The organism is Pseudomonas sp. UBA5568, assembly GCF_002425525.1.
GTDB lineage: Bacteria > Pseudomonadota > Gammaproteobacteria > Pseudomonadales > Pseudomonadaceae > Aquipseudomonas > Aquipseudomonas fulva.
Map to the genome: position 1 here is coordinate 148,606 of NZ_DIMK01000001.1, position 22,572 is coordinate 171,177.

The 22,572-nt window shown below is 61.2% G+C and carries 23 protein-coding genes; 8 read left to right on the forward strand and 15 right to left on the reverse strand.

Annotated features, from left to right (window positions below; genetic code table 11):
• The first annotated feature begins 47 nt into the window (after positions 1-47).
• From B2S33_RS00720 to B2S33_RS00730, 3 genes are all read left to right on the forward strand, one after another.
• The gene (locus B2S33_RS00720; RefSeq protein WP_288649473.1) at positions 48-305 is read left to right on the forward strand and encodes an S-type pyocin; all 258 of its coding nucleotides are present in this window, start codon (positions 48-50) and stop codon (positions 303-305) included.
• A gap of 148 nt (positions 306-453) precedes the next feature.
• A complete protein-coding gene (locus tag B2S33_RS00725) occupies positions 454-597 on the forward strand; it encodes a bacteriocin immunity protein (RefSeq protein ID WP_225806699.1) in 144 nt (47 codons plus the stop codon).
• A 220-nt stretch (positions 598-817) separates the two neighbouring features.
• Positions 818-1,108: a GTP-binding protein gene (locus B2S33_RS00730; protein ID WP_145280243.1), complete on the forward strand. Its 291-nt coding sequence runs from the start codon at positions 818-820 to the stop codon at positions 1,106-1,108.
• Between the two features lie 50 nt (positions 1,109-1,158).
• Here B2S33_RS00730 and cysN read toward each other — a convergent pair whose 3' ends face one another.
• The 3 genes from cysN to B2S33_RS00745 form a co-directional block, all read right to left on the reverse strand.
• Positions 1,159-3,060, reverse strand: a complete 1,902-nt coding sequence (cysN, locus tag B2S33_RS00735; RefSeq protein ID WP_027914462.1) for a sulfate adenylyltransferase subunit CysN — start codon at positions 3,058-3,060, stop codon at positions 1,159-1,161.
• A 177-nt stretch (positions 3,061-3,237) separates the two neighbouring features.
• Positions 3,238-4,155 (reverse strand): sulfate adenylyltransferase subunit CysD, encoded by a 918-nt coding sequence (cysD, locus tag B2S33_RS00740; RefSeq protein WP_288649476.1) that lies wholly within the window; start codon positions 4,153-4,155, stop codon positions 3,238-3,240.
• Between the two features lie 190 nt (positions 4,156-4,345).
• Positions 4,346-5,104 (reverse strand): Nif3-like dinuclear metal center hexameric protein, encoded by a 759-nt coding sequence (locus B2S33_RS00745; protein ID WP_049696503.1) that lies wholly within the window; start codon positions 5,102-5,104, stop codon positions 4,346-4,348.
• Positions 5,105-5,273: 169 nt separating this feature from the next.
• Between B2S33_RS00745 and algW the strand changes: the two genes are divergently transcribed.
• Complete coding sequence (gene algW / locus B2S33_RS00750) at positions 5,274-6,434, forward strand: Do family serine endopeptidase AlgW (RefSeq protein WP_027914460.1); 1,161 nt, start codon at positions 5,274-5,276, stop codon at positions 6,432-6,434.
• 72 nt (positions 6,435-6,506) lie between these two features.
• Here algW and B2S33_RS00755 read toward each other — a convergent pair whose 3' ends face one another.
• From B2S33_RS00755 to B2S33_RS00770, 4 genes are all read right to left on the reverse strand, one after another.
• Complete coding sequence (locus tag B2S33_RS00755) at positions 6,507-7,271, reverse strand: amino acid ABC transporter ATP-binding protein (protein ID WP_027914459.1); 765 nt, start codon at positions 7,269-7,271, stop codon at positions 6,507-6,509.
• Positions 7,272-7,281: 10 nt separating this feature from the next.
• On the reverse strand, positions 7,282-8,379 hold the full coding sequence (locus B2S33_RS00760; protein WP_023534443.1) for an amino acid ABC transporter permease: 1,098 nt from the start codon (positions 8,377-8,379) through the stop codon (positions 7,282-7,284).
• A gap of 10 nt (positions 8,380-8,389) precedes the next feature.
• The gene (locus tag B2S33_RS00765) at positions 8,390-9,568 is read right to left on the reverse strand and encodes an amino acid ABC transporter permease (RefSeq protein ID WP_110607134.1); all 1,179 of its coding nucleotides are present in this window, start codon (positions 9,566-9,568) and stop codon (positions 8,390-8,392) included.
• A 66-nt stretch (positions 9,569-9,634) separates the two neighbouring features.
• Positions 9,635-10,663, reverse strand: coding sequence for an amino acid ABC transporter substrate-binding protein (locus B2S33_RS00770; protein WP_027914457.1), 1,029 nt, complete (start codon positions 10,661-10,663; stop codon positions 9,635-9,637).
• 331 nt (positions 10,664-10,994) lie between these two features.
• Here B2S33_RS00770 and B2S33_RS00775 point away from each other — a divergent pair, with 331 nt between their 5' ends.
• Positions 10,995-11,651 carry an alpha/beta hydrolase gene (locus B2S33_RS00775; RefSeq protein WP_027914456.1) on the forward strand — a complete coding sequence of 219 codons (657 nt, stop codon included), beginning with the start codon at positions 10,995-10,997 and terminating at the stop codon, positions 11,649-11,651.
• Positions 11,652-11,751: 100 nt separating this feature from the next.
• Complete coding sequence (rhlB, locus tag B2S33_RS00780; RefSeq protein ID WP_145280245.1) at positions 11,752-13,200, forward strand: ATP-dependent RNA helicase RhlB; 1,449 nt, start codon at positions 11,752-11,754, stop codon at positions 13,198-13,200.
• Positions 13,201-13,349: 149 nt separating this feature from the next.
• Here the strand turns inward: rhlB and moaE are convergent, their stop codons facing one another.
• The 5 genes from moaE to B2S33_RS00805 form a co-directional block, all read right to left on the reverse strand.
• Positions 13,350-13,799 (reverse strand): molybdopterin synthase catalytic subunit MoaE, encoded by a 450-nt coding sequence (gene moaE, locus B2S33_RS00785; RefSeq protein ID WP_027914454.1) that lies wholly within the window; start codon positions 13,797-13,799, stop codon positions 13,350-13,352.
• Positions 13,800-13,801: 2 nt separating this feature from the next.
• Complete coding sequence (locus tag B2S33_RS00790) at positions 13,802-14,047, reverse strand: MoaD/ThiS family protein (protein ID WP_027914453.1); 246 nt, start codon at positions 14,045-14,047, stop codon at positions 13,802-13,804.
• Entirely contained in the window at positions 14,047-14,517 is a 471-nt protein-coding gene (gene moaC, locus B2S33_RS00795) for a cyclic pyranopterin monophosphate synthase MoaC (RefSeq protein WP_023534451.1), read from the reverse strand. Before moaC ends, B2S33_RS00790 begins: the two co-directional genes overlap by 1 nt.
• 118 nt (positions 14,518-14,635) lie before the next feature.
• Positions 14,636-16,030, reverse strand: coding sequence for a PhoH family protein (locus tag B2S33_RS00800; protein WP_023534350.1), 1,395 nt, complete (start codon positions 16,028-16,030; stop codon positions 14,636-14,638).
• A 264-nt stretch (positions 16,031-16,294) separates the two neighbouring features.
• Complete coding sequence (locus tag B2S33_RS00805; protein ID WP_145280247.1) at positions 16,295-17,437, reverse strand: polysaccharide deacetylase family protein; 1,143 nt, start codon at positions 17,435-17,437, stop codon at positions 16,295-16,297.
• Positions 17,438-17,573: 136 nt separating this feature from the next.
• Between B2S33_RS00805 and yaaA the strand changes: the two genes are divergently transcribed.
• On the forward strand, positions 17,574-18,353 hold the full coding sequence (gene yaaA / locus B2S33_RS00810) for a peroxide stress protein YaaA (protein WP_027914451.1): 780 nt from the start codon (positions 17,574-17,576) through the stop codon (positions 18,351-18,353).
• A gap of 21 nt (positions 18,354-18,374) precedes the next feature.
• On the opposite strand, the gene B2S33_RS00815 is transcribed toward yaaA, so the two are convergent.
• The 3 genes from B2S33_RS00815 to B2S33_RS00825 form a co-directional block, all read right to left on the reverse strand.
• The gene (locus B2S33_RS00815) at positions 18,375-19,001 is read right to left on the reverse strand and encodes an ABC transporter ATP-binding protein (RefSeq protein WP_033695030.1); all 627 of its coding nucleotides are present in this window, start codon (positions 18,999-19,001) and stop codon (positions 18,375-18,377) included.
• Positions 18,998-19,780 (reverse strand): hypothetical protein, encoded by a 783-nt coding sequence (locus tag B2S33_RS00820; protein ID WP_145280249.1) that lies wholly within the window; start codon positions 19,778-19,780, stop codon positions 18,998-19,000. Before B2S33_RS00820 ends, B2S33_RS00815 begins: the two co-directional genes overlap by 4 nt.
• 99 nt (positions 19,781-19,879) lie before the next feature.
• Positions 19,880-20,380, reverse strand: a complete 501-nt coding sequence (locus tag B2S33_RS00825; protein ID WP_256674425.1) for a hypothetical protein — start codon at positions 20,378-20,380, stop codon at positions 19,880-19,882.
• Positions 20,381-21,218: 838 nt separating this feature from the next.
• Between B2S33_RS00825 and B2S33_RS00830 the strand changes: the two genes are divergently transcribed.
• Positions 21,219-22,535, forward strand: coding sequence for a nucleotide sugar dehydrogenase (locus tag B2S33_RS00830; RefSeq protein WP_023534285.1), 1,317 nt, complete (start codon positions 21,219-21,221; stop codon positions 22,533-22,535).
• Positions 22,536-22,572 lie beyond the last annotated feature (37 nt).

The following is a 22,572-nucleotide window of genomic DNA, read 5'->3' on the forward strand; positions in this document are numbered from 1 at the left end:
TATCCGCGCCAGTCGAAAAACACTATTGCCTTTACAGCGAGTCATGAATGAACACACACCTGCCAGAACAGATCAAGACCAAACTCCGTAGCCAACAGTTTGAAACATTTGCCGATTTCAAGTCCGCCTTGTGGAGCACCTATGCCAACGACGCGACCTTTTCAAAACAGTTCGGGACTTACCAATTGAATCCTATGAAAGAGGGTTGGCCGCCCCGTGCGCCGTTTCATCAAACCCTTGAGGGTTCAAGATCCTACGAACTTTGCAACCACGGCCCTGAAGCGAAATGCCATGATCTCAATTAAAGGTGTTGCGGCCGCGCCACGCCAGTGGAGCAACTCCCGCCCAAACGCCTGGTCGACTACACCGCAGCCGACTTCCTGACGCTGATCCAAACGATAATGTCCGCCACTGGAACGACAGCATACCAAGACGCGCAGCTCGAACATTTCCATCGAGGCTGTAGACCATCCCGACGGTTCAGACCTGATCTACCCCCTTGATCCCGCCTATGAGCGAACCGCTGAGCAGGTGCTGGCAACCCTTGTAGCCTGGCGCACTTCCAACCAACTCCCGGTGTTCACCGACTTGCGGTGACCAAAGCCTGCGCTCGAGCACCTAGTGTGGCGCCCATCCCGGCGTTCCCCGCCCTGCTGACTGCGAGGATTCCGTACCCCTGCGAACGCGTCCTTCCATCCACTACGTCTGCGAAGCTTGTTCGAACAGCCGGGACAAACGGCCACCTGCTGCGCGATAAAGGCGATTTCTGATCGGCCAGCCCGGCCAGCCGGGTTTGAAATCGGGTTGCTGTTGAGCGTTGAGTGGTGGCCGGTTCGAATGGGCATACCAAGGGCGCTGGTGGCGCTTCGTCGAGCAACCTCAGTGGCCGCTGGAAGCCTATCGGCGCCAAGCGAGCATGGGAAAATGGGATGAAAACGTGAGTGATTGCCGTCAAGAAATCGTGTTCATCGGCCAGCGGCTGGACGTTGATGCGCTGAAGTCGGCGCTGAATGGATGTTTGCTGAGCGAGGAGGCGATATTGGCGGGGCCCAAGCGTTGGGTGCAGATGGAAGGTGGCGAGCTTGCGCTCGCTCCTGCAGGAAAGTAAAACCCGTAGGAGCGAGCGTAGCCGCAATAAAGCCTAAGCGTCAAACGCCGTCAGATCGCCCCACGCTGCCTCAACACATCCAGCACGAGCTTGACCCCTTCTTCCACGCTGGTGGCCTGGGTATCGATGACCAGATCGGCGTCCAGCGGTACATCGAACGGGAAGCTTTCGCCTGGAATGTTGTCACCTTCGGCTGCATACAGGCCCTGCGGATCGCGTTCGCGGCAGACCAGTGGCGAGGCCTGGACGTAGACGGTCACCAGGCGGTCCTTGCCGATCAGCGCCTTGGCTTGCTCACGGCCTTCGGCATCCGGGGCCACGAACGCGGCCAGGGTCAGCAAGCCGGCTTCGTTGAACTGGCGCGCCACATGGGCGGCGCGGCGCCAGTTCTCGGTACGGCCAGCGCGATCCTGTGGCAGGCCCTTGTTCAGGTCATGGCGCAGGTTCTGCCCGTCGAGTACGTAAACGGCGCGGCCCATGTCGAACAGCTTGCGCTCCACCGCGTAGGCCAAGGTGCTCTTGCCGGCGCCGGACAGGCCGCTGAACAGCACGGTTGCCGGTTGCTGGCCAAAGCGCAGGGCGCGCTCTTCGGTCGAGACATGCGCCGACTTGCCATGCTGCCCGGCGCTGCCATGGGGCAGTACGGGCTGGGCGATGATCATGCCGGCGCCCACGGTGCCGTTGGTCAGGCGGTCGATGACGATGAACGCACCGGTGGTGCGGTTGCTCTCGTAACCGTCCAGCGCAATGGCACTGTCCAGGGACACCTTGACGCGACCGATTTCGTTCAGTTGCAAGGCGCTGGCAGCGCCCTTCTCCAGGGTATTGACGTCCACCTTGTGGGTGATGCTGGCAATCGAACCCGGCACGTAGCTGGTCGCACGCTTGATGTCGTACTTCTTGCCCGGCAGCATCGGCTCTTCGGCCATCCACACCAGCATGGCTTCGAACTGGTCGGTCACAGGCGGCACATTGTCGGCATGCACCAGCAGGTCGCCACGGGAGATGTCGATCTCGTCTTCCATGGTCAGGGTCACGGCCTGGCCCGGGCCTGCGCTTTCCAGCTCGCCTTCGTAGGTAACGATGGACTTCACCCGGCTGCTCTTGCCCGACGGCAGCACGACGACTTCATCGCCCTTGTGCACCACGCCGCTGGCCAGGGTGCCTGCGAAACCACGGAAGTTCAGGTTGGGGCGGTTGACGTACTGCACCGGGAAACGCAGGTCGGTGAAGTTGCGGTCGGCCGCCACTTCCACGGTTTCCAGGATTTCCATCAGGGTCGGGCCGGTGTACCACGGCGACTGTTCGCTGTGGTTGACCACGTTGTCACCCTTGAGCGCGGACATCGGCACGAAGTGCAGGCTGCTCGGCGTCAGGTTGATGGCTTCGGCGAATGCCAGGTAGTCGGCCTTGATCGACTCGAAGACACCTTCATCGAAGCCCTTGAGGTCCATCTTGTTGACGGCGACCACGATGTGCTTGATGCCCAGCAACGAGGCGATGTAGCTGTGGCGGCGGGTCTGGGTCTGCACACCGTAGCGCGCATCGACCAGGATGATGGCCAGGTCGCAGGTGGACGCGCCGGTCGCCATGTTGCGGGTGTACTGCTCGTGGCCCGGGGTGTCGGCGATGATGAACTTGCGCTTGGCGGTGGAGAAGTAGCGGTAGGCCACGTCGATGGTGATGCCCTGCTCGCGCTCGGCCTGCAGGCCATCGACCAGCAGCGCCAGGTCCACTTCCTCGCCCGTGGTGCCGGACTTCTTCGAATCACGGGTGATGGCTTCGAGGTGGTCCTCGTAGATCATCTTCGAGTCATGCAGCAGGCGCCCGATCAAGGTGCTCTTGCCGTCGTCCACGTTGCCGCAGGTCAGGAAACGCAGCAGTTCTTTGCGCTCGTGCTGAGCCAGATAAGCGAGGATGTCTTCGCTGATCAAATCGGATTGGTGACTCATCTCATTCAAGCTCCAAGCTGTCAGCTTCAAGCGGCAAGCTTGTCGGCGTACAACTAGTTAGAAATTAGGTTGATCAACCCACTTGGCATTCTGGAGCGCTCGCGGGCCATGCAGGCGGCAATCCACAAGGTTCGAACGCAGCGCGTTCGACTGCTCTTGCAGCTTGCCGCTTGAAGCTTAGAAATAGCCCTGGCGTTTCTTGTCTTCCATGGACCCGGCGCCGTCGTGATCGATGACCCGGCCCTGGCGCTCGGAAGTGCGCGTCAGGAGCATTTCCTGAATGATGTCGGTGAGCGTCTCGGCTTCGGACTCCACGGCGCCCGTCAACGGGTAGCAGCCCAGGGTACGGAAACGCACCTTTTTCTTGACGATACGGGCTTTCTCTTCCTCGGACAGGTGCTCGAGGATGCGCTCGTCGTCGATCATGATCAGGGTGCCATTCTTCTCGATGACTTCGCGCTCGGCGGCGAAGTACAGCGGCACGATCGGGATGCCTTCAAGGTAGATGTACTGCCAGATGTCCAGCTCGGTCCAGTTCGACAGAGGGAACACACGAATGGACTCGCCCTTGTTGACCTTGCCGTTGTAGACATTCCACAGCTCAGGGCGCTGATTCTTCGGGTCCCAGCGGTGCTTGCTGTCACGGAAGGAGTACACGCGTTCCTTGGCTCGCGACTTTTCTTCGTCGCGGCGGGGGCCACCGAAAGCGGCATCGAAGCCATGCTTGTCCAGTGCCTGCTTGAGGCCCTGGGTCTTCATGATGTCGGTGTGCTTGGCGCTGCCATGGGTGAACGGGTTGATGCCCTGCGCCACACCCTCTGGGTTGACGTGGGTGATCAGGTCGAGCCCCATTTCCTCGACCATCTTGTCGCGGAAGCGGTACATCTCCTGGAATTTCCACTGGGTGTCGACGTGCATCACCGGGAACGGCAGCTTGCCCGGGAAGAAAGCCTTGCGCGCCAGGTGCAGCATCACGGCGGAATCCTTGCCGATCGAGTACAGCATGACCGGGTTGTCGAACTCGGCGGCCACCTCGCGGATGATATGGATGCTTTCCGCCTCCAGCTGTTTCAAGTGCGTCAGTTTGTCGACCATGGCTACTCACGAAAAACGATCTTATGGACGGCCAGCGGGCCGTGTTCGAGCGAGCCACTCTATCACAGCAGATGATTCTATTTAGGCGCCTGGATAGATCGAAAGCGTCTAACCATATGACTGCGGGTTTGGGCTGCGGGTTGGCGCTCAAGCCCGCTGATCCATCATCTGGCCTGCGCCGACAGGCCGGTCAGATCGGATTGGGGCAATCGATGAACAGGTGCTCCACGGCAAAACGCCGTGCCAGGTAATCGCCCAATGCCTGCACCCCGTAACGCTCGGTCGCATGGTGTCCTGCGGCGATGAAGCTCACACCGTTTTCGCGGGCGCTGTGGTAGGTCTGTTCCGACGCTTCGCCGGTCAGGTACAAGTCCACCCCGGCGGCGATCGCGGTGTCGATGTAGCCCTGCCCGCCGCCGGTGCACCACCCTACACGACGAACGACCCTGTCTTCTTCGACCAGCAATGGCTCACGCCCCAGCACATCCTGCACGCGTCGGGCGAAATCGCGGGCAGTCATGGGTTGGGCCAGCGACCCGACCAGCCCGACTACCTTGGGGTTGTCTGGATCCAGCGGGCCCTCGACGGTGATCTGAAGCTGTTGCGCCAGCTGCACGTTGTTGCCCACTTCCGGGTGGACGTCGAGCGGCAGGTGAAAGGCCAGCAGGCTGATGTCGTTGTTCAGCAGGGTTTTCAGGCGTCGCTGGCGAATGCCGGTGATGCAGGGGTTTTCCCCCTTCCAGAAATAACCATGGTGCACCAGCACGAGATCGGCTTGAGCCTCTACGGCCGCATCGAGCAAGGCCTGGCTGGCGGTCACGCCCGTGACGATGCGCCCGACCTGCGGCCGGCCTTCGACCTGCAAGCCATTGGGGCAATAGTCCTGGATCCTGCTGCTGCCCAGGTAGCGCTCGGCTTCTTCGACCAATGTACTCAGCGCGACGGCCATGGGAAATCTCCTCGAAAAAACTGGGTGCCTGCCAGGCGCAAGGCCTGGCGAAGGTCCGTATAATGCCGGCCATTATGGGCCGTCGTCGGCACTGGGGGAACCGGTGTATGATCGCGCGCCCACGCTCCAATGCGCGGCCCCAGGCCCCGGCTCTTTCCAGGATTCGTTCATGTTCAAGGCTCTGCGTTACTTTGGCTGGCCCCTGCTCACTGGCGTGCTCATCGCCGCCCTGATCATCCAACGCTTTCCGGAGTGGGTCGGCTTGCCCAGCCAGGATGTCAACCTGCAACAGGCGCCCCAGTCCACACAGGTGGTGCAGGGCCCGGTCTCCTATGCCGATGCCGTCACCCTGGCCGCGCCTGCGGTGGCCAACCTGTACACCACCAAGGTGGTGAACAAGAGCTCGCACCCGCTGTTCGAAGACCCGCAGTTCCGCCGGTTCTTCGGCGACAACCTGCCCAAGCAGCGCCGCTGGGAGTCCAGCCTGGGCTCGGCGGTGATCATGAGCCCCGAGGGCTATCTGCTGACCAACAACCACGTGACCAGCGGCGCCGACCAGATCGTCGTGGCGCTCAAGGATGGCCGGGAAACCTTGGCCAGGGTGATCGGCAGCGACCCGGAGACAGACCTGGCGGTGCTCAAGATCGACCTGAAGAAACTGCCGGCCATCACCATCGGGCGCTCCGACACCATTCGCATCGGCGACGTGTCGCTGGCGATCGGCAACCCGTTCGGCGTCGGCCAGACCGTGACCATGGGTATCATCAGCGCCACCGGCCGTAACCAGCTGGGCCTGAACAACTACGAAGATTTCATCCAGACCGACGCGGCGATCAACCCGGGCAATTCGGGCGGCGCCCTGGTGGATGCCAACGGCAACCTGATCGGCATCAACACCGCCATCTTCTCCAAGTCGGGTGGCTCGCAAGGCATCGGCTTTGCTATTCCAGTAAAGCTGGCCCTTGAGGTGATGAAGTCGATCGTCGAGCACGGTCAGGTCATCCGGGGCTGGCTGGGTATCGAAGTTCAGCCGCTCAGCACAGAGCTTGCCGAGTCGTTCGGCATGAAGGACCGGCCAGGCATCGTGGTGGCGGGCATTTTCCGCGAAGGCCCGGCGGCCAAGGCCGGCCTGCAGTTAGGGGATGTGATCCTGAGCATTAACGGCGAGCCGGCGGGCGATGGCCGCCGGTCGATGAACCAGGTGGCGCGCATCAAGCCCAACGAAAAGATCACCATCGAGGTGATGCGCAACGGTCAGCAGCTCAAGCTGATCGCCGAGGTAGGCCTGCGGCCACCGCCAGCGCCGGTGGCCAAGCAGGAAGAAAAGTAACGCAAGTGCCCAACATGTGGGCGCTTGCGATTGGCCTGCGGCGCTACGCAGGCCATTCGCCCCTCTACTGCATCAGTGCAGAATCTGACTGAGGAACAAGCGCGTGCGGTCACTCTGTGGCCGGTCGAAGAAATCGTCCGGTGACGCCTGCTCGACGATCTCGCCCTTGTCCATGAAGATCACCCGATTCGCCACGGTGCGGGCAAAGCCCATTTCGTGGGTCACGCACAGCATGGTCATGCCATCTTCGGCCAGGCCAACCATGGTATCGAGCACTTCCTTGACCATTTCCGGGTCCAGCGCCGAGGTCGGCTCATCGAACAGCATGATTTTGGGCTTCATGCACAACGCCCGGGCGATGGCCACGCGCTGCTGCTGACCGCCAGACAACTGCCCGGGGTACTTGTGCGCCTGCTCGGGGATACGCACTCGCTCCAGGTAGTGCATGGCGATTTCCTCGGCCTTGCGCTTGGGCATCTTGCGCACCCACATGGGCGCCAGGGTGCAGTTTTCCAGGATGGTCAGGTGCGGAAACAGGTTGAAGTGCTGGAACACCATGCCCACTTCGCGGCGGATGGCCTCGATCTGCTTGAGGTCGTTGGTCAGTTCCACACCGTCGACCACGATCCGCCCCTGCTGGTGTTCCTCCAGACGGTTCAGGCAACGGATGGTGGTGGACTTGCCCGAACCCGAGGGCCCGCACAGCACGATGCGCTCGCCCTGGCGAACATTGAGATTGATGTCCTTGAGCACATGAAACTGGCCATACCACTTGTTCACGCCCTGCATCTGGATGATGCCTTCGGGGCCGGCAGGCTGCTTGATCGCTTCACTCATTTCGAAACTCCTAACGCTTGTGGCCAGTGTCCAGCTTGCGCTCCAGGTGCATGGAGTAGCGGGACATACCGAAACAGAAAATCCAGAAAACCAAGGCGGCGAACACATAGCCTTCGGTGGCCATGCCCAGCCAGGCCGGGTCGGCGGCAGCTTGCTTGACGCTGTTGAGCAGGTCGAACAGGCCGATGATGATCACCAGGCTGGTGTCCTTGAACAGGGCGATGAAGGTATTGACGATGCCGGGGATGACCAGCTTGAGCGCCTGGGGCAGGATCACCAGCCCCATCGAGCGCCAGTAGCCCAGCCCCATGGCGGCGGCGGCTTCGTACTGCCCCTTGGGGATGGCTTGCAGGCCGCCACGCACCACTTCGGCGATGTATGCCGACTGGAACAGGATCACCCCGATCATGGCCCGCAGCAGCTTGTCGAAGCTCATGCCCTCGGGCAGGAACAACGGCAGCATCACCGACGACATGAACAACACCGTGATCAGTGGCACGCCCCGCCAGAACTCGATGAAGGTCACGCACACCACTTTCACCGCCGGCATGCGCGAGCGCCGCCCCAGCGCCAGTACGATCCCCAGGGGCAAGGCCCCGACGATGCCCACGGTGGCAATCACCAGCGTCAGCATCAGGCCGCCCCATTGGCTGGTCGGTACCGTCTCCAGGCCAAACAGCCCGCCGTGCAGCAGGGTGTAGGCCACCAGCGGGTACAGCACCAGGAACCCCAGCCCGTAGACCGCCTTGCGCGGGAAGCTGCGGATGAACAGCGGCGCTGCGCCCAGCACCGCCAGCCATACCGTCAGGTCCACCCGCCAGCGCAACTCGGAGGGGTAGTAGCCATACATGAACTGGCCGAAACGCTGCTGGATGAACACCCAGCAGGCGCCCTCCTTGGTGCAGTCGGCACGGGTGGTGCCCACCCAGTTCGCATCGATCAACGCCCATTGCAGCAGCGGTGGCACGATCAGCCAGACCAGGTAGATGGCGAACAGGGTAAGCAGGGTATTGAGCCAGCTGGAGAACAGGTTGGCGCGCATCCAGGCGAGCACGCCGACGGTTTTCACCGGAGGCGGCATGTCAGGTTTGAAAACATGAGCATTCACAGACGTATCCTCACCGTTCGATCAGCGCGATGCGCTTGTTGTACCAGTTCATCAACAGCGAAATGCTGATGCTGATGGCCAGGTAGACGCTCATGGTGATGGCGATCACCTCGATGGCCTGGCCGGTCTGGTTGAGCACGGTGCCGGCGAACAGCGAGACCATTTCCGGATAGCCGATGCCTGCGGCCAGCGACGAGTTCTTCGCCAGGTTCAGGTACTGGCTGGTAAGCGGTGGAATGATCACGCGCAGTGCCTGCGGGATGATCACCTTGCGCAGGGTTGGCCCCTCGCGCAGCCCCAGCGAACGCGCAGCCTCGGTCTGGCCATGGCTGACCGAACGGATACCCGAGCGCACGATTTCGGCAATGAATGCTGCGGTGTAGATCGTCAAGGCCAGGGTCAACGCCAGTAGTTCAGGGATCAGTACCCAGCCGCCGACAAAGTTGAAGCCCTTGAGCTGCGGCACCTCCCACTGCACGGGGCTGCCGAACAACAGCACACAGGCACCCGGAATGGCGATCATCAGCGCCAGCCCCACCCAGAACTTGTGATACGGCTGGCCGGTTTCTTCGAAGCGCCGGTTGGCTCGACGCGCCATCAACACGGTTGCCAGCACGGCTACCAGCAGGGCAGCCACGAATGGCCAGAAGCCTTCTGCCATGGAGGCTCCAGGCATGTTCAGGCCGCGGTTGCTGATAAAGAAAGCGTCATCGATGTTGATGCTGCCCCGCGGCCCCGGAAGGGTCAGGAACACGGCGAAGTACCAGAACAGGATCTGCAATAGCGGCGGGATGTTGCGGAAGGTTTCCACGTACACGGTAGCCAGCTTGTTGATCATCCAGTTCGGCGACAACCTGGCGACACCGATGATGAAGCCCAGCAGTGTGGCCAGCACCACCCCGATGAGGGTCACCAGCAAGGTGTTGAGCAATCCGATGACGAACACCCGCGCATAGCTGTCCGACTCCACATAGGGAATCAGGTGCTGAGCGATGCCGAAGCCGGCACTGCGGTCAAGAAAGTCGAAGCCCGAGGTGATGCCTCGGTGCTGCAGGTTGGTTTGCGTGTTGTGAAACAGGTACCAGCCCAGACCGACCACGAAGACGATGGTCAATAGCTGGAACAGCCACGCGCGCACACGTGGATCGCTCAGGGATAAACCCTTTGGTGCGCCAATTCGATTTTGCATGAAATGCCCCGAAGAGAAGGGTAGCGGACCGCCTGCGGCGGCGGGATGCCGCCGCAGGTGCAACCATCAACGCACAGGTGGTGCGTACTGGATGCCGCCGTTGTTCCACAGGGCATTCATGCCACGGTCGATCTTCAGGTCGGTGCTCTGGCCAAGGTTCTTCTCGAACACCTCGCCGTAGTTGCCCACTTGCTTGACGATCTGCACTACCCAGTCCTTGGGCAGCTTGAGGTCCTTGCCGTACTCGCCGTCGCCACCCAGCAGACGCGCCACATCCGGGTTCTTGGTGCTCTTGGCCTCGGCCTCGACGTTCTTGGAGGTGATGCCGGCTTCTTCGGCATTGAGCATGGCGAACAGGGTCCACTTGACGATGCTGAACCACTCCTCGTCACCCTTGCGCACGACCGGGCCCAGCGGTTCCTTGGAAATGGTTTCCGGCAGTACCACGTAGTCGGTCGGGGCGGCGAGTTTGGAACGCTGGGCGAACAATTGGGACTTGTCCGACGTCAGCACGTCGCAACGGCCAGACTCCAGGGACTTGGCGCTCTCATCCGAAGTGTCGAAGGTGATGGGGGTGTATTTCAAGCCATTGGCGCGGAAGAAGTCCGATACGTTCAGTTCGGTCGTGGTGCCGGCCTGGATGCAGATGGTCGCGCCATCGAGCTCCTTGGCGCTGGATACGCCCAGCTTCTTATTGACCAGGAAACCTACGCCGTCGTAGTAGGTGACCCCAGTGAACATCAGGCCCATGCCGGCATCGCGCGAGCTGGTCCAGGTGGTGTTGCGCGACAGCACGTCGACTTCGCCCGATTGCAGCGCGGTGAAGCGTTCCTTGGCGTTGAGCTGGCTGAACTTGACCTTGGTCGCGTCCCCGAACACTGCTGCCGCTACAGCGCGACAGACATCGGCGTCGATCCCGACGATCTTGCCTTGTGCATCTGGAACCGAGAAGCCAGGGAGACCGTCACTCACGCCACACTGGACGAAGCCCTTCTTCTTTACCGCATCGAGCGTCGCACCGGCCTGGGCCGTACTCACGGCGCCCAGGGCAGCGGCAGCGGTCAGGACTGCCAGGGTGGTTTTCAACATCTTCATTCACAACCTCCAAATCGCTCTTGTTGTATCGAGCCGGAATTGCACCGCACCCTTTTGAGGCGCATCCGACCCGTATTGGCTTGTTATTGGGTCACTTGGCGCAATGGGCTGTTCTGTGACAGCCTTCGCGTGCAAAGGGTGTTACCGTCTCGGCCTGTCCCTTGCATCACAGAGGGAAGTGCAAACCGCGTACCAGATTGCGCGGCTTGAGCGTTTAAGCACGAGTCAAGTAGGGAAAGTTGCATCGTTGCGACATTCTTTTTCCGGCTCGTCGGGCGCGCGCCTTCTTTTCAAGCACAACCCCTTCCACACGCACGTTTTCGGAGCAGCCATGACCGACCCACTCATTCTCGAACCCCAAAAAGCCGCAGATGCCTGTGTGATCTGGTTGCACGGCCTGGGCGCGGACCGTTACGACTTCCTACCGGTGGCCGAATTCATGCAGCAGCATCTGCTCACTGCCCGGTTCGTCATGCCCCAGGCGCCGACCCGGCCGGTGACCATCAATGGCGGCTATGCCATGCCCAGCTGGTACGACATCAAGGCCATGACGCCGGCCAGGGCCATCGACGAGGCCGAGCTCGAGGCCTCGGCCGAGCAGGTCATCGCCTTGATCAAGGCCGAGCAGGCCAAGGGCATCAGCCTGTCGCGCATCTTCCTGGCCGGGTTCTCCCAAGGGGGCGCCGTCGTGCTGCACACGGCCTATATAAAGTGGCAGGAAGCGCTGGGTGGCGTGCTGGCCCTTTCCACCTATGCCCCCACCTTCGCTGACGAGCACACGTTGAGTGCTTGCCAGCAACGCACCCCGGCCCTGTGCCTGCATGGTGTGCACGACCCGGTGGTGATCCCGTCGATGGGGCGCACGGCCTTCGAGTACCTGAACACCTGGGGCGTCGCTGCCCAATGGCACGAGTACCCGATGGAGCACGAAGTGATCGTCGAAGAACTCAATGACATCCTTCAATGGCTGGCCACGCAACTGCAGTGACCTGGGCGCACGGTTCGTTCAAGGCCATTGCACTACGCCGAGCGGGGATCTTGCATTACACTGCCCGGCGTACATTCCTTAACCAATTGACGAGATGACCGTGCTCAAGGCACTCAAGAAAATATTCGGCAAGGGAGACATTGCCCCCCAGGCCACTGCGCCCGCTGCCAGCACTACCCCGGCGCCAGCGGCCCCCCAGGCCGATTTGCCAGCGGCCCCTGCCGTTGCGGGCAACCCGCCTGCCGCCCAAATCGAACACACTGCCGCTACCAAACCGGCCAGTGACAAACCGCGTCGAGAGCGCAAGCCAAAGCCCAAGCCGCAGGCCAGCCTGTGGAAACCGGAGGACTTCGTGGTCGAGCCCCAGGAGGGCAAGACCCGTTTCCACGACTTCAGGCTCTCCTCTGAGCTGATGCACGCCATTCACGATCTGGGGTTCCCCTACTGCACGCCGATCCAGGCGCAGGTGCTGGGCTTCACGCTGCGGGGCCAGGACGCGATCGGCAGGGCCCAGACCGGTACCGGCAAGACGGCCGCGTTCCTGATCTCGATCATTTCCCAGCTGCAACAGACGCCCCCGCCCAAGGAACGCTACATGGGCGAGCCACGCGCGCTGATCATCGCCCCCACGCGGGAGCTGGTAGTGCAGATTGCCAAGGACGCGGTCGCCCTGACCAAATACACCGGCCTGAACGTGATGAGCTTCGTCGGCGGCATGGACTTCGACAAGCAGCTCAAGGCCCTGGAAGCACGCCACTGCGACATCCTGGTGGCAACCCCCGGCCGCCTGCTGGATTTCAACCAGCGTGGCGAGGTGCACCTGGACATGGTCGAGGTGATGGTGCTGGATGAAGCCGACCGCATGCTGGACATGGGCTTCATCCCGCAGGTGCGTCAGATCATTCGCCAGACGCCACCCAAGAGCGAGCGCCAGACGTTGCTGTTCTCGGCCACCTTCACTGATGACGTGATGAACCTGGCCAAGCAGTGGACGACCGATCCCGCTATCGTCGAGATCGAGCCCGAGAACGTGGCCAGCGAAACGGTCGAGCAGCACGTTTACGCGGTGGCTGGCAGCGACAAATACAAGCTGCTGTACAACCTGGTGACCCAGAACAAGTGGGAACGGGTGATGGTGTTCGCCAATCGCAAGGACGAAGTGCGCCGTATCGAGGAAAAACTGGTACGCGATGGCGTCAATGCCGCGCAGTTGTCCGGCGATGTACCCCAGCACAAGCGTATCCGTACCCTCGAGAACTTCCGTGAGGGGCGTATCACGGTGCTGGTGGCGACCGATGTGGCTGGGCGCGGGATTCATATCGACGGCATCAGCCACGTCATCAATTTCACCCTGCCGGAAGACCCTGACGATTACGTGCACCGGATCGGCCGTACCGGCCGGGCAGGCACGAGCGGCGTGTCGATCAGCTTTGCCGGCGAAGATGATTCCTACCAGTTACCAGCGATCGAAACGCTGCTGGGGCGCAAGATCAAGTGTGAAATGCCGCCTGATGAGTTGCTCAAGCCAGTGCCGCGCAAGCACACTTGATCGGGTTGCGGGCGGTCAGGTCGATGATGCCCATGCTCCGGGCCCTGACCACCGGATCGGCCGCCCAGGGCCGCGCAGCGACCCTGGGCGTTGAGCCTGCATGACTGATCCCTGGGCGTTTCTGCGACGCTCAAGGTCAATCGCCCCCTCTACCCCCACCGCCCCGCCGCGTCCTGGTCGCTCTGACGTCCTTCCACCCATCGCTCCCCTTGCCCGGTCGTTTCCTTCTTCCAGAACGGTGCACGGGTCTTCAGGTAATCCATGATGAAGTTGCAAGCCTCGAACGAGGCCTGCCGATGGGCACTGGCCACGCCGACGAACACGATCGGCTCACCGGGCGCCAAGTAACCCACGCGGTGCAGCACCTCGACCTTGAGCAACGGCCAGCGCTGCTGCGCCTCGGCCACGATCTTGGCCAGGGCCTTCTCGGTCATGCCGGGATAATGCTCAAGCATCATACCCGCCACGTCCTGGCCGTCGTTGAAGTCCCGCACGTAGCCGATGAAGCTGACCACTGCCCCGACACCCACGTTGGCCGCGTGCAAGGCGTTGGTCTCAACGCCTGGGTCGAAAGCGCCTTCCTGTACCCGAACGGCCATGCTCAACCTCCGGTTACAGGCGGAAAGAACGCCACTTCATCGCCCTCTTGCACAGGCTCATCCAGCCTGCACAATTCCTCGTTGCGGGCGCACATCAGGTTTTGCTCGGCCAGCACCTGATAAGGCTCGCCTCTACCCACCAACGCCAGGCGCACATCGTCCACATCCTTGAACGTCCCTTCGAGCGACTCGCTACCGCGTCCCAGCCGCTCCCGGTAGCGAGCGAAATACATCACCTTGATCTTCATCAGCCTTGCACCTTGTACGGGCCGCTTTTTCCGCCCAGCTTCTCCAACAAGCGCACTTGCTCGATGACCATGCCCTTGTCCACGGCCTTGCACATGTCGTAGAGGGTCAATGCAGCCACGCTGGCTGCCGTCAGCGCTTCCATCTCCACGCCGGTCTGCCCGGCCAGCTTGCACCGGGCGACGATGCGCACTGCATCACTGCCCTCGGCGCTGAGCTCGACCTTGACACTGGTCAGCATCAGCGGGTGGCACAACGGAATCAGGTCGCTGGTCTTCTTCGCCGCCTGAATGCCGGCGATGCGCGCCACAGCGAAGACATCACCCTTGGGATGCTCACCGTCCACGATCATTTGCAGGGTGTGCGGCAACATGCGCACGCGCGCTTCGGCTGTGGCCTCGCGCTCGGTCACGGCTTTTTCAGTGACGTCGACCATGTTGGCCCGCCCTTGGGAATCAAGATGTGTCAGCACTGCTCTGCTCCTGTGAAGGGAGCAGAGAGTGTAAACCGGTGGGTCAGGTTTGAGCAGGGGCCAGGCCGACGCATCGCGGCCAGAAGCCGCCGGGCGGCGAACCGCCCGGCGCACGGGGCTACATGTGGGACTCGGCGAACTCGGCCAGCACCGACCGAGGCACCCCTTGCAGGGTGATGTGCACGCCGTGGGGGAAGTCCTTGAAGCGTTCGGTCAGGTAGGTCAGGCCCGAACTGGTCGCGGACAGGTATGGTGTATCGATCTGCGCCAGGTTGCCCAGGCACACCACCTTCGACCCTGCGCCGGCACGGGTGATGATGGTTTTCATCTGGTGCGGCGTGAGGTTCTGGCACTCGTCGATGAGGATCAGGCTCTGCTGGAAGCTGCGACCACGGATGTAGTTGAGCGACTTGAACTGCAGCGGCACCCGCTCGAGGATGTACTCGACACTGCCATGGGTGCTTTCGTCGTCCATGTGCAAGGCTTCGAGGTTGTCGGTGATGGCGCCCAGCCAGGGCTCCATCTTCTCGGCCTCTGTGCCCGGTAGAAAACCGATCTCCTGGTCGAGCCCCTGCACGCTACGGGTGGCGATGATGCGCCGGTAGCGCTTGCTGACCATGGTCTGCTCGATGGCCGCCGCCAGCGCCAGAATGGTCTTGCCCGAACCCGCCGCCCCGGTCAGGTTGACCAGGTGGATATCCGGATCGAGCAGCGCCAACAACGCCAGGCTCTGATGAATGTCACGCGGCTTCAGGCCCCAGGCTTCCTGGTGCAGCAAGGGCTCCTGGTGCAGGTCGAGCAGCAGCAGTTCGCCCTCGCGCGTGCCCTTGATCCAGCCGACGAACCCTTGCTCATCGATGATGAACTCGTTCACGTGCACCGCTGGCAGCGGCTCGGCCAATTGCACTCTGTGCCAGGTACGGCCACGTTCCTGACGCGTGTCGACCTTGCTGACCCGGTCCCAGAACGAGCCGGTGACCGAGTGGTAGCCCTTGGACAACAGCGACACGTCGTCGACCAACTGGTCGGTGCTGTAGTCCTCGGCGGCAATGCCGCAGGCACGCGCCTTCAGGCGCATGTTGATGTCCTTGGTGACCAGCACCACGTCCAGGTCGGTACGCCGTGCCCTGACTTCGAGCAGCTGATTGATGATGATGTTGTCGTTGAGGGTTTCGGGCAACAGCTTGTTCGGCTCGTTGCGCGGGGTCATCAGGATGGACAGATAACCTTTTGGCCCACTTTTGCCACGCTGGATGGGTACCCCCTGCTCCACCACGCTGGGCGAGGCATCACCCAGCGTCTGGTCGATCAGGCGGATGGCCTGGCGGCATTCGGCAGCGATACTTTGCTTACCGGCCTTGAGCTTGTCGAGTTCCTCCAGCACCGTCATGGGAATGGCGACGTGGTGCTCCTCGAAGTTGAGTAATGCGTTGGGGTCGTGAATCAGGACGTTGGTATCGAGCACATAGAGGATTGGCTTGCTGGAGGAAGGGGTGCGTCCTTGGTCATCCATACTCGGTCACCTTATGTCGAAGCGGCACGGCGTGGTCTGTTACGCCGCGGAGTGACTGCCGTTCTTCCCGTATCCGCGTTGTTACGGGCGGGAAGCGATCTGGCCAGGTGGACCCATGTGACGCCACCTGTGCTGCAGGAATCGGCTGTCTGGTTTCTTCATACCGCAAAAGCCATGACCGGAAAAAGCATTTTCATACGATTGCCAACTTTATTTTTCTGATTGACGAACAGGCCTTGGCGCCAGCGCCAAGCAGGTCTACAGTCAGAAGTCAGGTTGCTGCGCGCCCTGTCCGTATTCGCGACAATCCTGCCAACCAATGCCGCTTTGCGCGGTGTGTTCAAGCAGCCACTGCAGCGCAGGCCTGGCCTTGGGCAACGCGTCATGAAACTGGATCACGCCTTTGCGCCATAGCAGCATCAAGGTCAACACACGCTGGGCTGAGGCCTGCGCACTCAAGCCCGAGTCGTCCTGCGCATCGATATCCCACAGCGAGACCTGCAACTGCTGGCGCTGCATGAAGGCCTGGCCGTCGGCCCGCCGCTGGCCATAGGGCGGGCGAAACAGCGGCACGTACTGCTCGGGCAGGTCTGCCCGCACCCGTGCCTGGCTGCGGCTGATCGAGGCCTGCCAATCCGTCCACTGCGCGTGGGACCGGTACTCCCACCCCTGAATGCCTACGCACTGCCCTTGATACAAGCGCCGCAGGGCCGTCAGCGATTCGCCGTCACGACGTTGCTGCAAGCGGCTACCGAGCACGAAGAACGTCCCGTCGAGCTTCTGCTTGCGCAGGTAGGCGGCCAATTCGTCTGTGGTGCCCGCCGCCGCACCCGGCCCACCGGCAAAGGTGAGCAGAAACAGCCGGTCATTGAGCTCATCGCCGTTGCGCTCGGCCGCCGACAGCCGCTGTACTTCGCTGCTGGTCTGCGGCAACAACGCCGCCTTGCGCAGTTGCTCGTTCAGGTACTGCTCATGAAATTGCCGGCTGGGCTCGATCCAGCCCGTGTAGAACTCACCCACATCCGTGGCGAAGGTCGCCGCTTGCAAGCGCAGTTCGGCCATCGACGTCACCGCATAGCAAAAGGACGCATCCTGCTCGCAACTGCGTTGCGCCTGTTGATAACCTTGCCAAAGCCGCTGCCACAGCCGCGCCCTCACCTGCCTGACCTTCTGCACGTTGACCTGCCGCAGGCCCAGGCGAGCTGCCAAGGTATTCTCGTCGAGCAGCTCGTTCTCGTGCAGCACCCGGGCGAACGAGAGTATTTCGGCCCGTGATGCCACATCGAACAGCGCAGGGCTGTCCAGCTGCTCCGGCCACAGGCCACGGTCCAGGCTGGCCGGCGTGGCAGGGGCGGCTTGAACGGCCAGGCTCAACAGGCCAGCCAGCAGGGCTGTAACGAGGCGCACGGTCAGGGCTCCGCTCAAGGAAAACAGGCACTATAGCCGCTGTATCGGCCATGGGCGTTGACTATTGTCGCCATAGTTTGGACTTGCCTCTTCCAACCCTTAGAATCCCCGCTCAACGATGCCAGGAGCCGATCCGATGCTGACGGTGATTTCCCCCGCCAAGACCCTCGACTACGACACCCCGCCGGTGACCGAGCGTTTCACCCTGCCCCGCCACCTCGACCATTCCCAGGAACTGATCGAGCAGCTGCGAGCAATGAGCCCGGCGCAGATCAGCGAACTGATGCACCTGTCCGACAAGCTGGCGGGCCTGAACGCCGCGCGTTTCGGCAGTTGGACACCCGCCTTCACGCCAGAGAACGCCAAGCAGGCCCTGCTGGCTTTCAAAGGTGACGTCTACACCGGCCTGGACGCCCAGACCTTGACTGAAGACGACCTCAGCTATGCCCAGGATCACCTGCGCATGCTCTCCGGCCTCTACGGCCTGCTGCGCCCTCTGGACCTGATGCAGCCCTATCGCCTGGAAATGGGCACCAAACTGGCCAACGCCCGTGGCAAGGACCTGTACGCGTTCTGGGGCACGCGCATCAGCGAGTGGCTCAACGAGGCCCTGGCCGAACAGGGCGACGATGTGCTGCTGAATCTGGCCAGCAACGAATATTTCAGCGCGGTCAAGCGCAGCGCCCTGAAGGCCCGGGTGATCAACGTGGACTTCAAGGACCTGAAAAACGGCCAGCACAAGATCATCAGCTTCTATGCCAAGAAAGCGCGCGGCATGATGAGCCGCTTCGTCATCGAAGAGCGCATCAGTGACCCGACGCAGCTCAAGCAGTTCGACGTGCAGGGGTATTACTACAGCGCCGAGCAGTCGAAGGCCGAACACCTGGTGTTCTTGCGGGATCAGCCCGACGCATAGGGCGCTGAGCGCAACGGGTCGTCAGGGCAGCCTGTGTGCCACCTTGGCATCATGGGTGACCACCAGCAAGGTCGTGCCTCTTTCCTGGTTGAGGGTCAGCAGCAGGTGCAGCACCTGCTCACCGGTCTGGGCGTCAAGGCTCCCGGTGGGCTCGTCGGCCACCAGCAGGCTCGGCTCGGTCACCAACGCACGCGCGATCGCCACACGTTGGCGCTGACCACCGGACATCTCGGCGGGCCGCTTGCCCGCCTGGCTGGCAAGGCCTACGGCACGCAATTGCACCTCGGCGTGCTGGCGGGCAACGGGCAAGCGCAGCCCTCGATACGATAGCGGCAACGCCACGTTGTCCAGGGCGCACAACCGCGGCAGCAGGTTGAAACTCTGGAAAACGAAGCCGATCAGGCGGTTGCGCATCACGGCGCGCTGGTCGGCGCTGGCGCCTGTCATGTCGGTACCGCCGATCCATACCTGGCCTGCGCACGGGCGGTCTAGCAGCCCGATCAGGTTCAGCAACGTGCTCTTGCCCGAACCGGACGGGCCGATGACAGCGCACGTCTGCCCGCTGGGGATCAGCAGGTCGATGCCTTGAAGCACCGGCACGTCACCCTGAAACCGGCTGACATTGCACAGCTGTACGGCGGGCATCATGCGGGCTTGCCTGGTTCGTCAGGGTCTTCGAGCGGCGGGTGATCCTTCTTTGCCCGGTCTTCAAGCTTGCGGGCGGTTTTCAGGAGGGTGTCTATCAGAGAATCGGCTTCATCGCCGTGCGGTGGTTCGGTTCTGCCTATCATCGCAGTCAAATCAAATTCGTAGTTTCTAAAACTCGCCTCCATGATAGGAGGAAGTTTTTTGTAGTAATCGATCATTTCCCTCAGCGCATCGTCCCTGAAGCCTGTCCTGTCGTATTCCGCGTTGGCTTTGTCAACGATGTAGCGGGTCCACTGCGAATAACGATGACCCAATTCAGCACTGGCAGCGTGCCGCTCGTTGTAGGTGAAGTCTTCGCCCTCATCGTAACCAATCAGCGCCAATTGCTCTGTGGTGAGGTGTTTGAAGGGGTTGGCATCTTTCCCGTTGATAAAATCAGTTGCTTGCCGCGCCCTGGCTAACAGCGCCTGATCTTGCGTATCAGGGATGAAGGCATCATGCAGCGCCTTTGTATAGACGTAGCCTTGACCGCCTAGACCCATTTGAATGCGCGACCCAAGCTCCGCCAACTCCTGCCGACTCAGCTGGCTATCTCGGACAGCCGCTCGCTGCGCCGCCGCCGCGAGTTGACGGCCCAACGCTGAAACATCAGAACTTGACTCATGTATTTCAAACACGGGCGCTACGTTGCCCGCGTTCGTACCGGTCGTTGCCTCCTTTGCCCGCGTTACAGGTACAGCCCCTGCGGAAAAACTTGCCGTTCTCGAAATATGTTCCATCGCCGCACCTCGATTTGAAATTCCGTGAGTTCAATCGGTGAAAGTGCCTGCGTTTGCCATCAGCGCCAATCCAACAGCAAAGCAGGCTACGGAGCCGAGTTACTTCATGGTGAATTCGGCTTTCCAGGCGTAGTTGGAACTGAACCCCGAGTTAACGGCGGTGCAGGTTGCACCGCCGGCCGGCGTGGCAGTCTTGTTCCACTTAGGCTGCTTGATACCTCCTGACATCATCATGACGAACGTCGTGCTGAAGGCGCATGACTTGCGCCCTTGCGAATAGCGGAGCATTGCACCATTGGTGTCAGGGCTCACCAGACGCTGCACGGTGAACCTGATGCTCTCACCCGGTTTCACTTCATCGTGCGGCTTAGGGTTGGCAATCTGATACGTACTGGTCTCGTTCGCATTGGTCAGCTGGAGTTTCACCGACTCGGTTCCAAGATTTCTGAACGTCACTTCAACGGGTGGCCCGGCAAGGGCTGGAGCCGCCGCCAGCATGACGGCGGTGGCAGACAGGATCCGCATGCAGTTCTTCATCGTTTCAAGCCTCGTCTCTTCCATGTGGTTAGGGAGCAGACGCCTGCGTGGGCGGCCACGCATGGACTGCGACGATCCTTCGTTCACAGCCGCCGATGACGACGTCTAGCCACGTTGGCGGCCCGATGCTGAAAAACCTTAGGAAGCGAAGGGCCTTCAAGCGTTACGAAATATGGCGAGAAATCGTGAAAACCAGCCGCAAAGGACTGTTTATTGACGTCAAGAAATAAACACCGGTCCAAAAAATCTCAGATTGCCACCATCGTTCAGGCCGATTTTTTTAGTTTTTTTTCGCACCTGACGCTCATGCTGGCATATAAACATCTCGAAACATTTTCGCCCTTTATATACCGAGGTTAAACCGCCTCGTGCCATCAATTTGAAATTGTATGACCATCGCAAAATACTGAAAAAACCCGCATACGAATGAATCTCAGGCCGGAACTTCTCTCAACCCTACTGCTCATAGGTGCCGTAACGATTTTGCTGTTCGTAGGTTGTAAGAGATGGCCTAAAGATAAATTCCCATACCGGAAAGTTGCCAGCATCTCGATATCAAACCCTGGCAATAAAATGTCGCGCCCAGCACGTCAATAATGGCCACGCCCAGCGCGGGTAATTGAACGCTATGGTTTTTATTTTAAATAGCACACCCAGCGACCCGGCACCTGTACATAAACATGAACAGACGTGCCGACCGCACCCAAGTACTTTCTGAGCGTGGCTCAAATGGGCGTGCTCAACTAAGCACTTTAAACGCATACGTTTAATGTTGAATGTGATTGCCTGGGGCGATGCCGATAATCGCCACGCCCCCGTGCGCCCTGAATTTGTTGTTAATCAACCCCACTCGGCACCTGCAAGTACAAGTGCCAGCGTGATAACACACGAGGTGATAGCGATGCGTATCAGCATCTTTGGTTTGGGTTATGTAGGTGCCGTCTGTGCAGGTTGCCTGACTGCACGTGGCCATGACGTAATTGGCGTCGATGTCTCGGCCACCAAGATCGACTTGATCAACCAGGGTAAGTCGCCCATCGTCGAACCAGGCCTGGAGGCGCTGTTGCAGCAGGGCATCGCCAATGGCCGCCTGCGGGGGACCACCGACTTTGCCGAGGCCATCCGGGCCAGCGATGTGTCGATGATCTGCGTGGGCACCCCCAGTAAGAAGAATGGCGACCTGGGCCTTGAGTACATCGAATCGGTGTGCCGCGAGATCGGTTTCGTGCTGCGTGAAAAAGCCAGCCGCCACACCATCGTGGTACGCAGTACCGTGTTGCCGGGCACCGTGAAGAACGTGGTAATACCGCTGCTCGAAGACTGCTCCGGCAAACGTGCCGGCATCGACTTCGGCGTCGCAGTCAACCCTGAGTTCCTGCGGGAGAGCACGGCCATCAAGGACTACGACCATCCGCCGATGACCGTCATCGGTGAGCTCGACAGCGCCAGTGGCGACGTGCTCCAGGCGCTCTACGAAGAACTCGATGCACCTGTCATCCGCAAGTCGGTCGAAGTGGCCGAGATGATCAAGTACACCTGCAACGTGTGGCATGCCACCAAGGTGACCTTCGCCAACGAGATCGGCAACATCGCCAAGGCCGTGGGCGTCGATGGCCGCGAAGTGATGGAAGTGGTCTGCCAGGACAAGGCGCTGAACCTGTCCCAGTACTACCTGCGTCCCGGCTTCGCCTTCGGCGGCTCGTGCCTGCCCAAGGATGTCCGTGCACTGACCTACCGCGCCGCCAGCCTCGATGTGAAAGCGCCCCTGCTCGATTCGCTGATGCGCAGCAACGAGTCCCAGGTGCAGAACGCCTTCGACCTGATCGACAGCCACGACAAGCGCAAGGTGGCCCTGCTGGGCCTGAGCTTCAAGGCCGGCACCGATGACCTGCGTGAAAGCCCACTGGTGGAGCTGGCCGAGCGCCTGATCGGCAAGGGCTACCAGTTGGACATCTATGACGAGAACGTGCAGTACGCCCGGGTACACGGGGCGAACAAAGAGTACATCGAATCGAAGATCCCGCACGTGTCCTCGCTGCTCAATGCCGATTTCCAGAAGGTGATCGACAACGCCGACATCATCGTGCTCGGCAACCGTGACGAGCAGTTCCGCGCCCTGGCCCAGCACGCGCCGGCCGGCAAGCAAGTGATCGACCTGGTGGGCTTCATGGCCAAGCCCACCAGCCCCGATGGCCGCACCGAAGGCATCTGCTGGTAACGCCTGGCCAGGCGACGCGGTGCCCCATCCCGCGTCG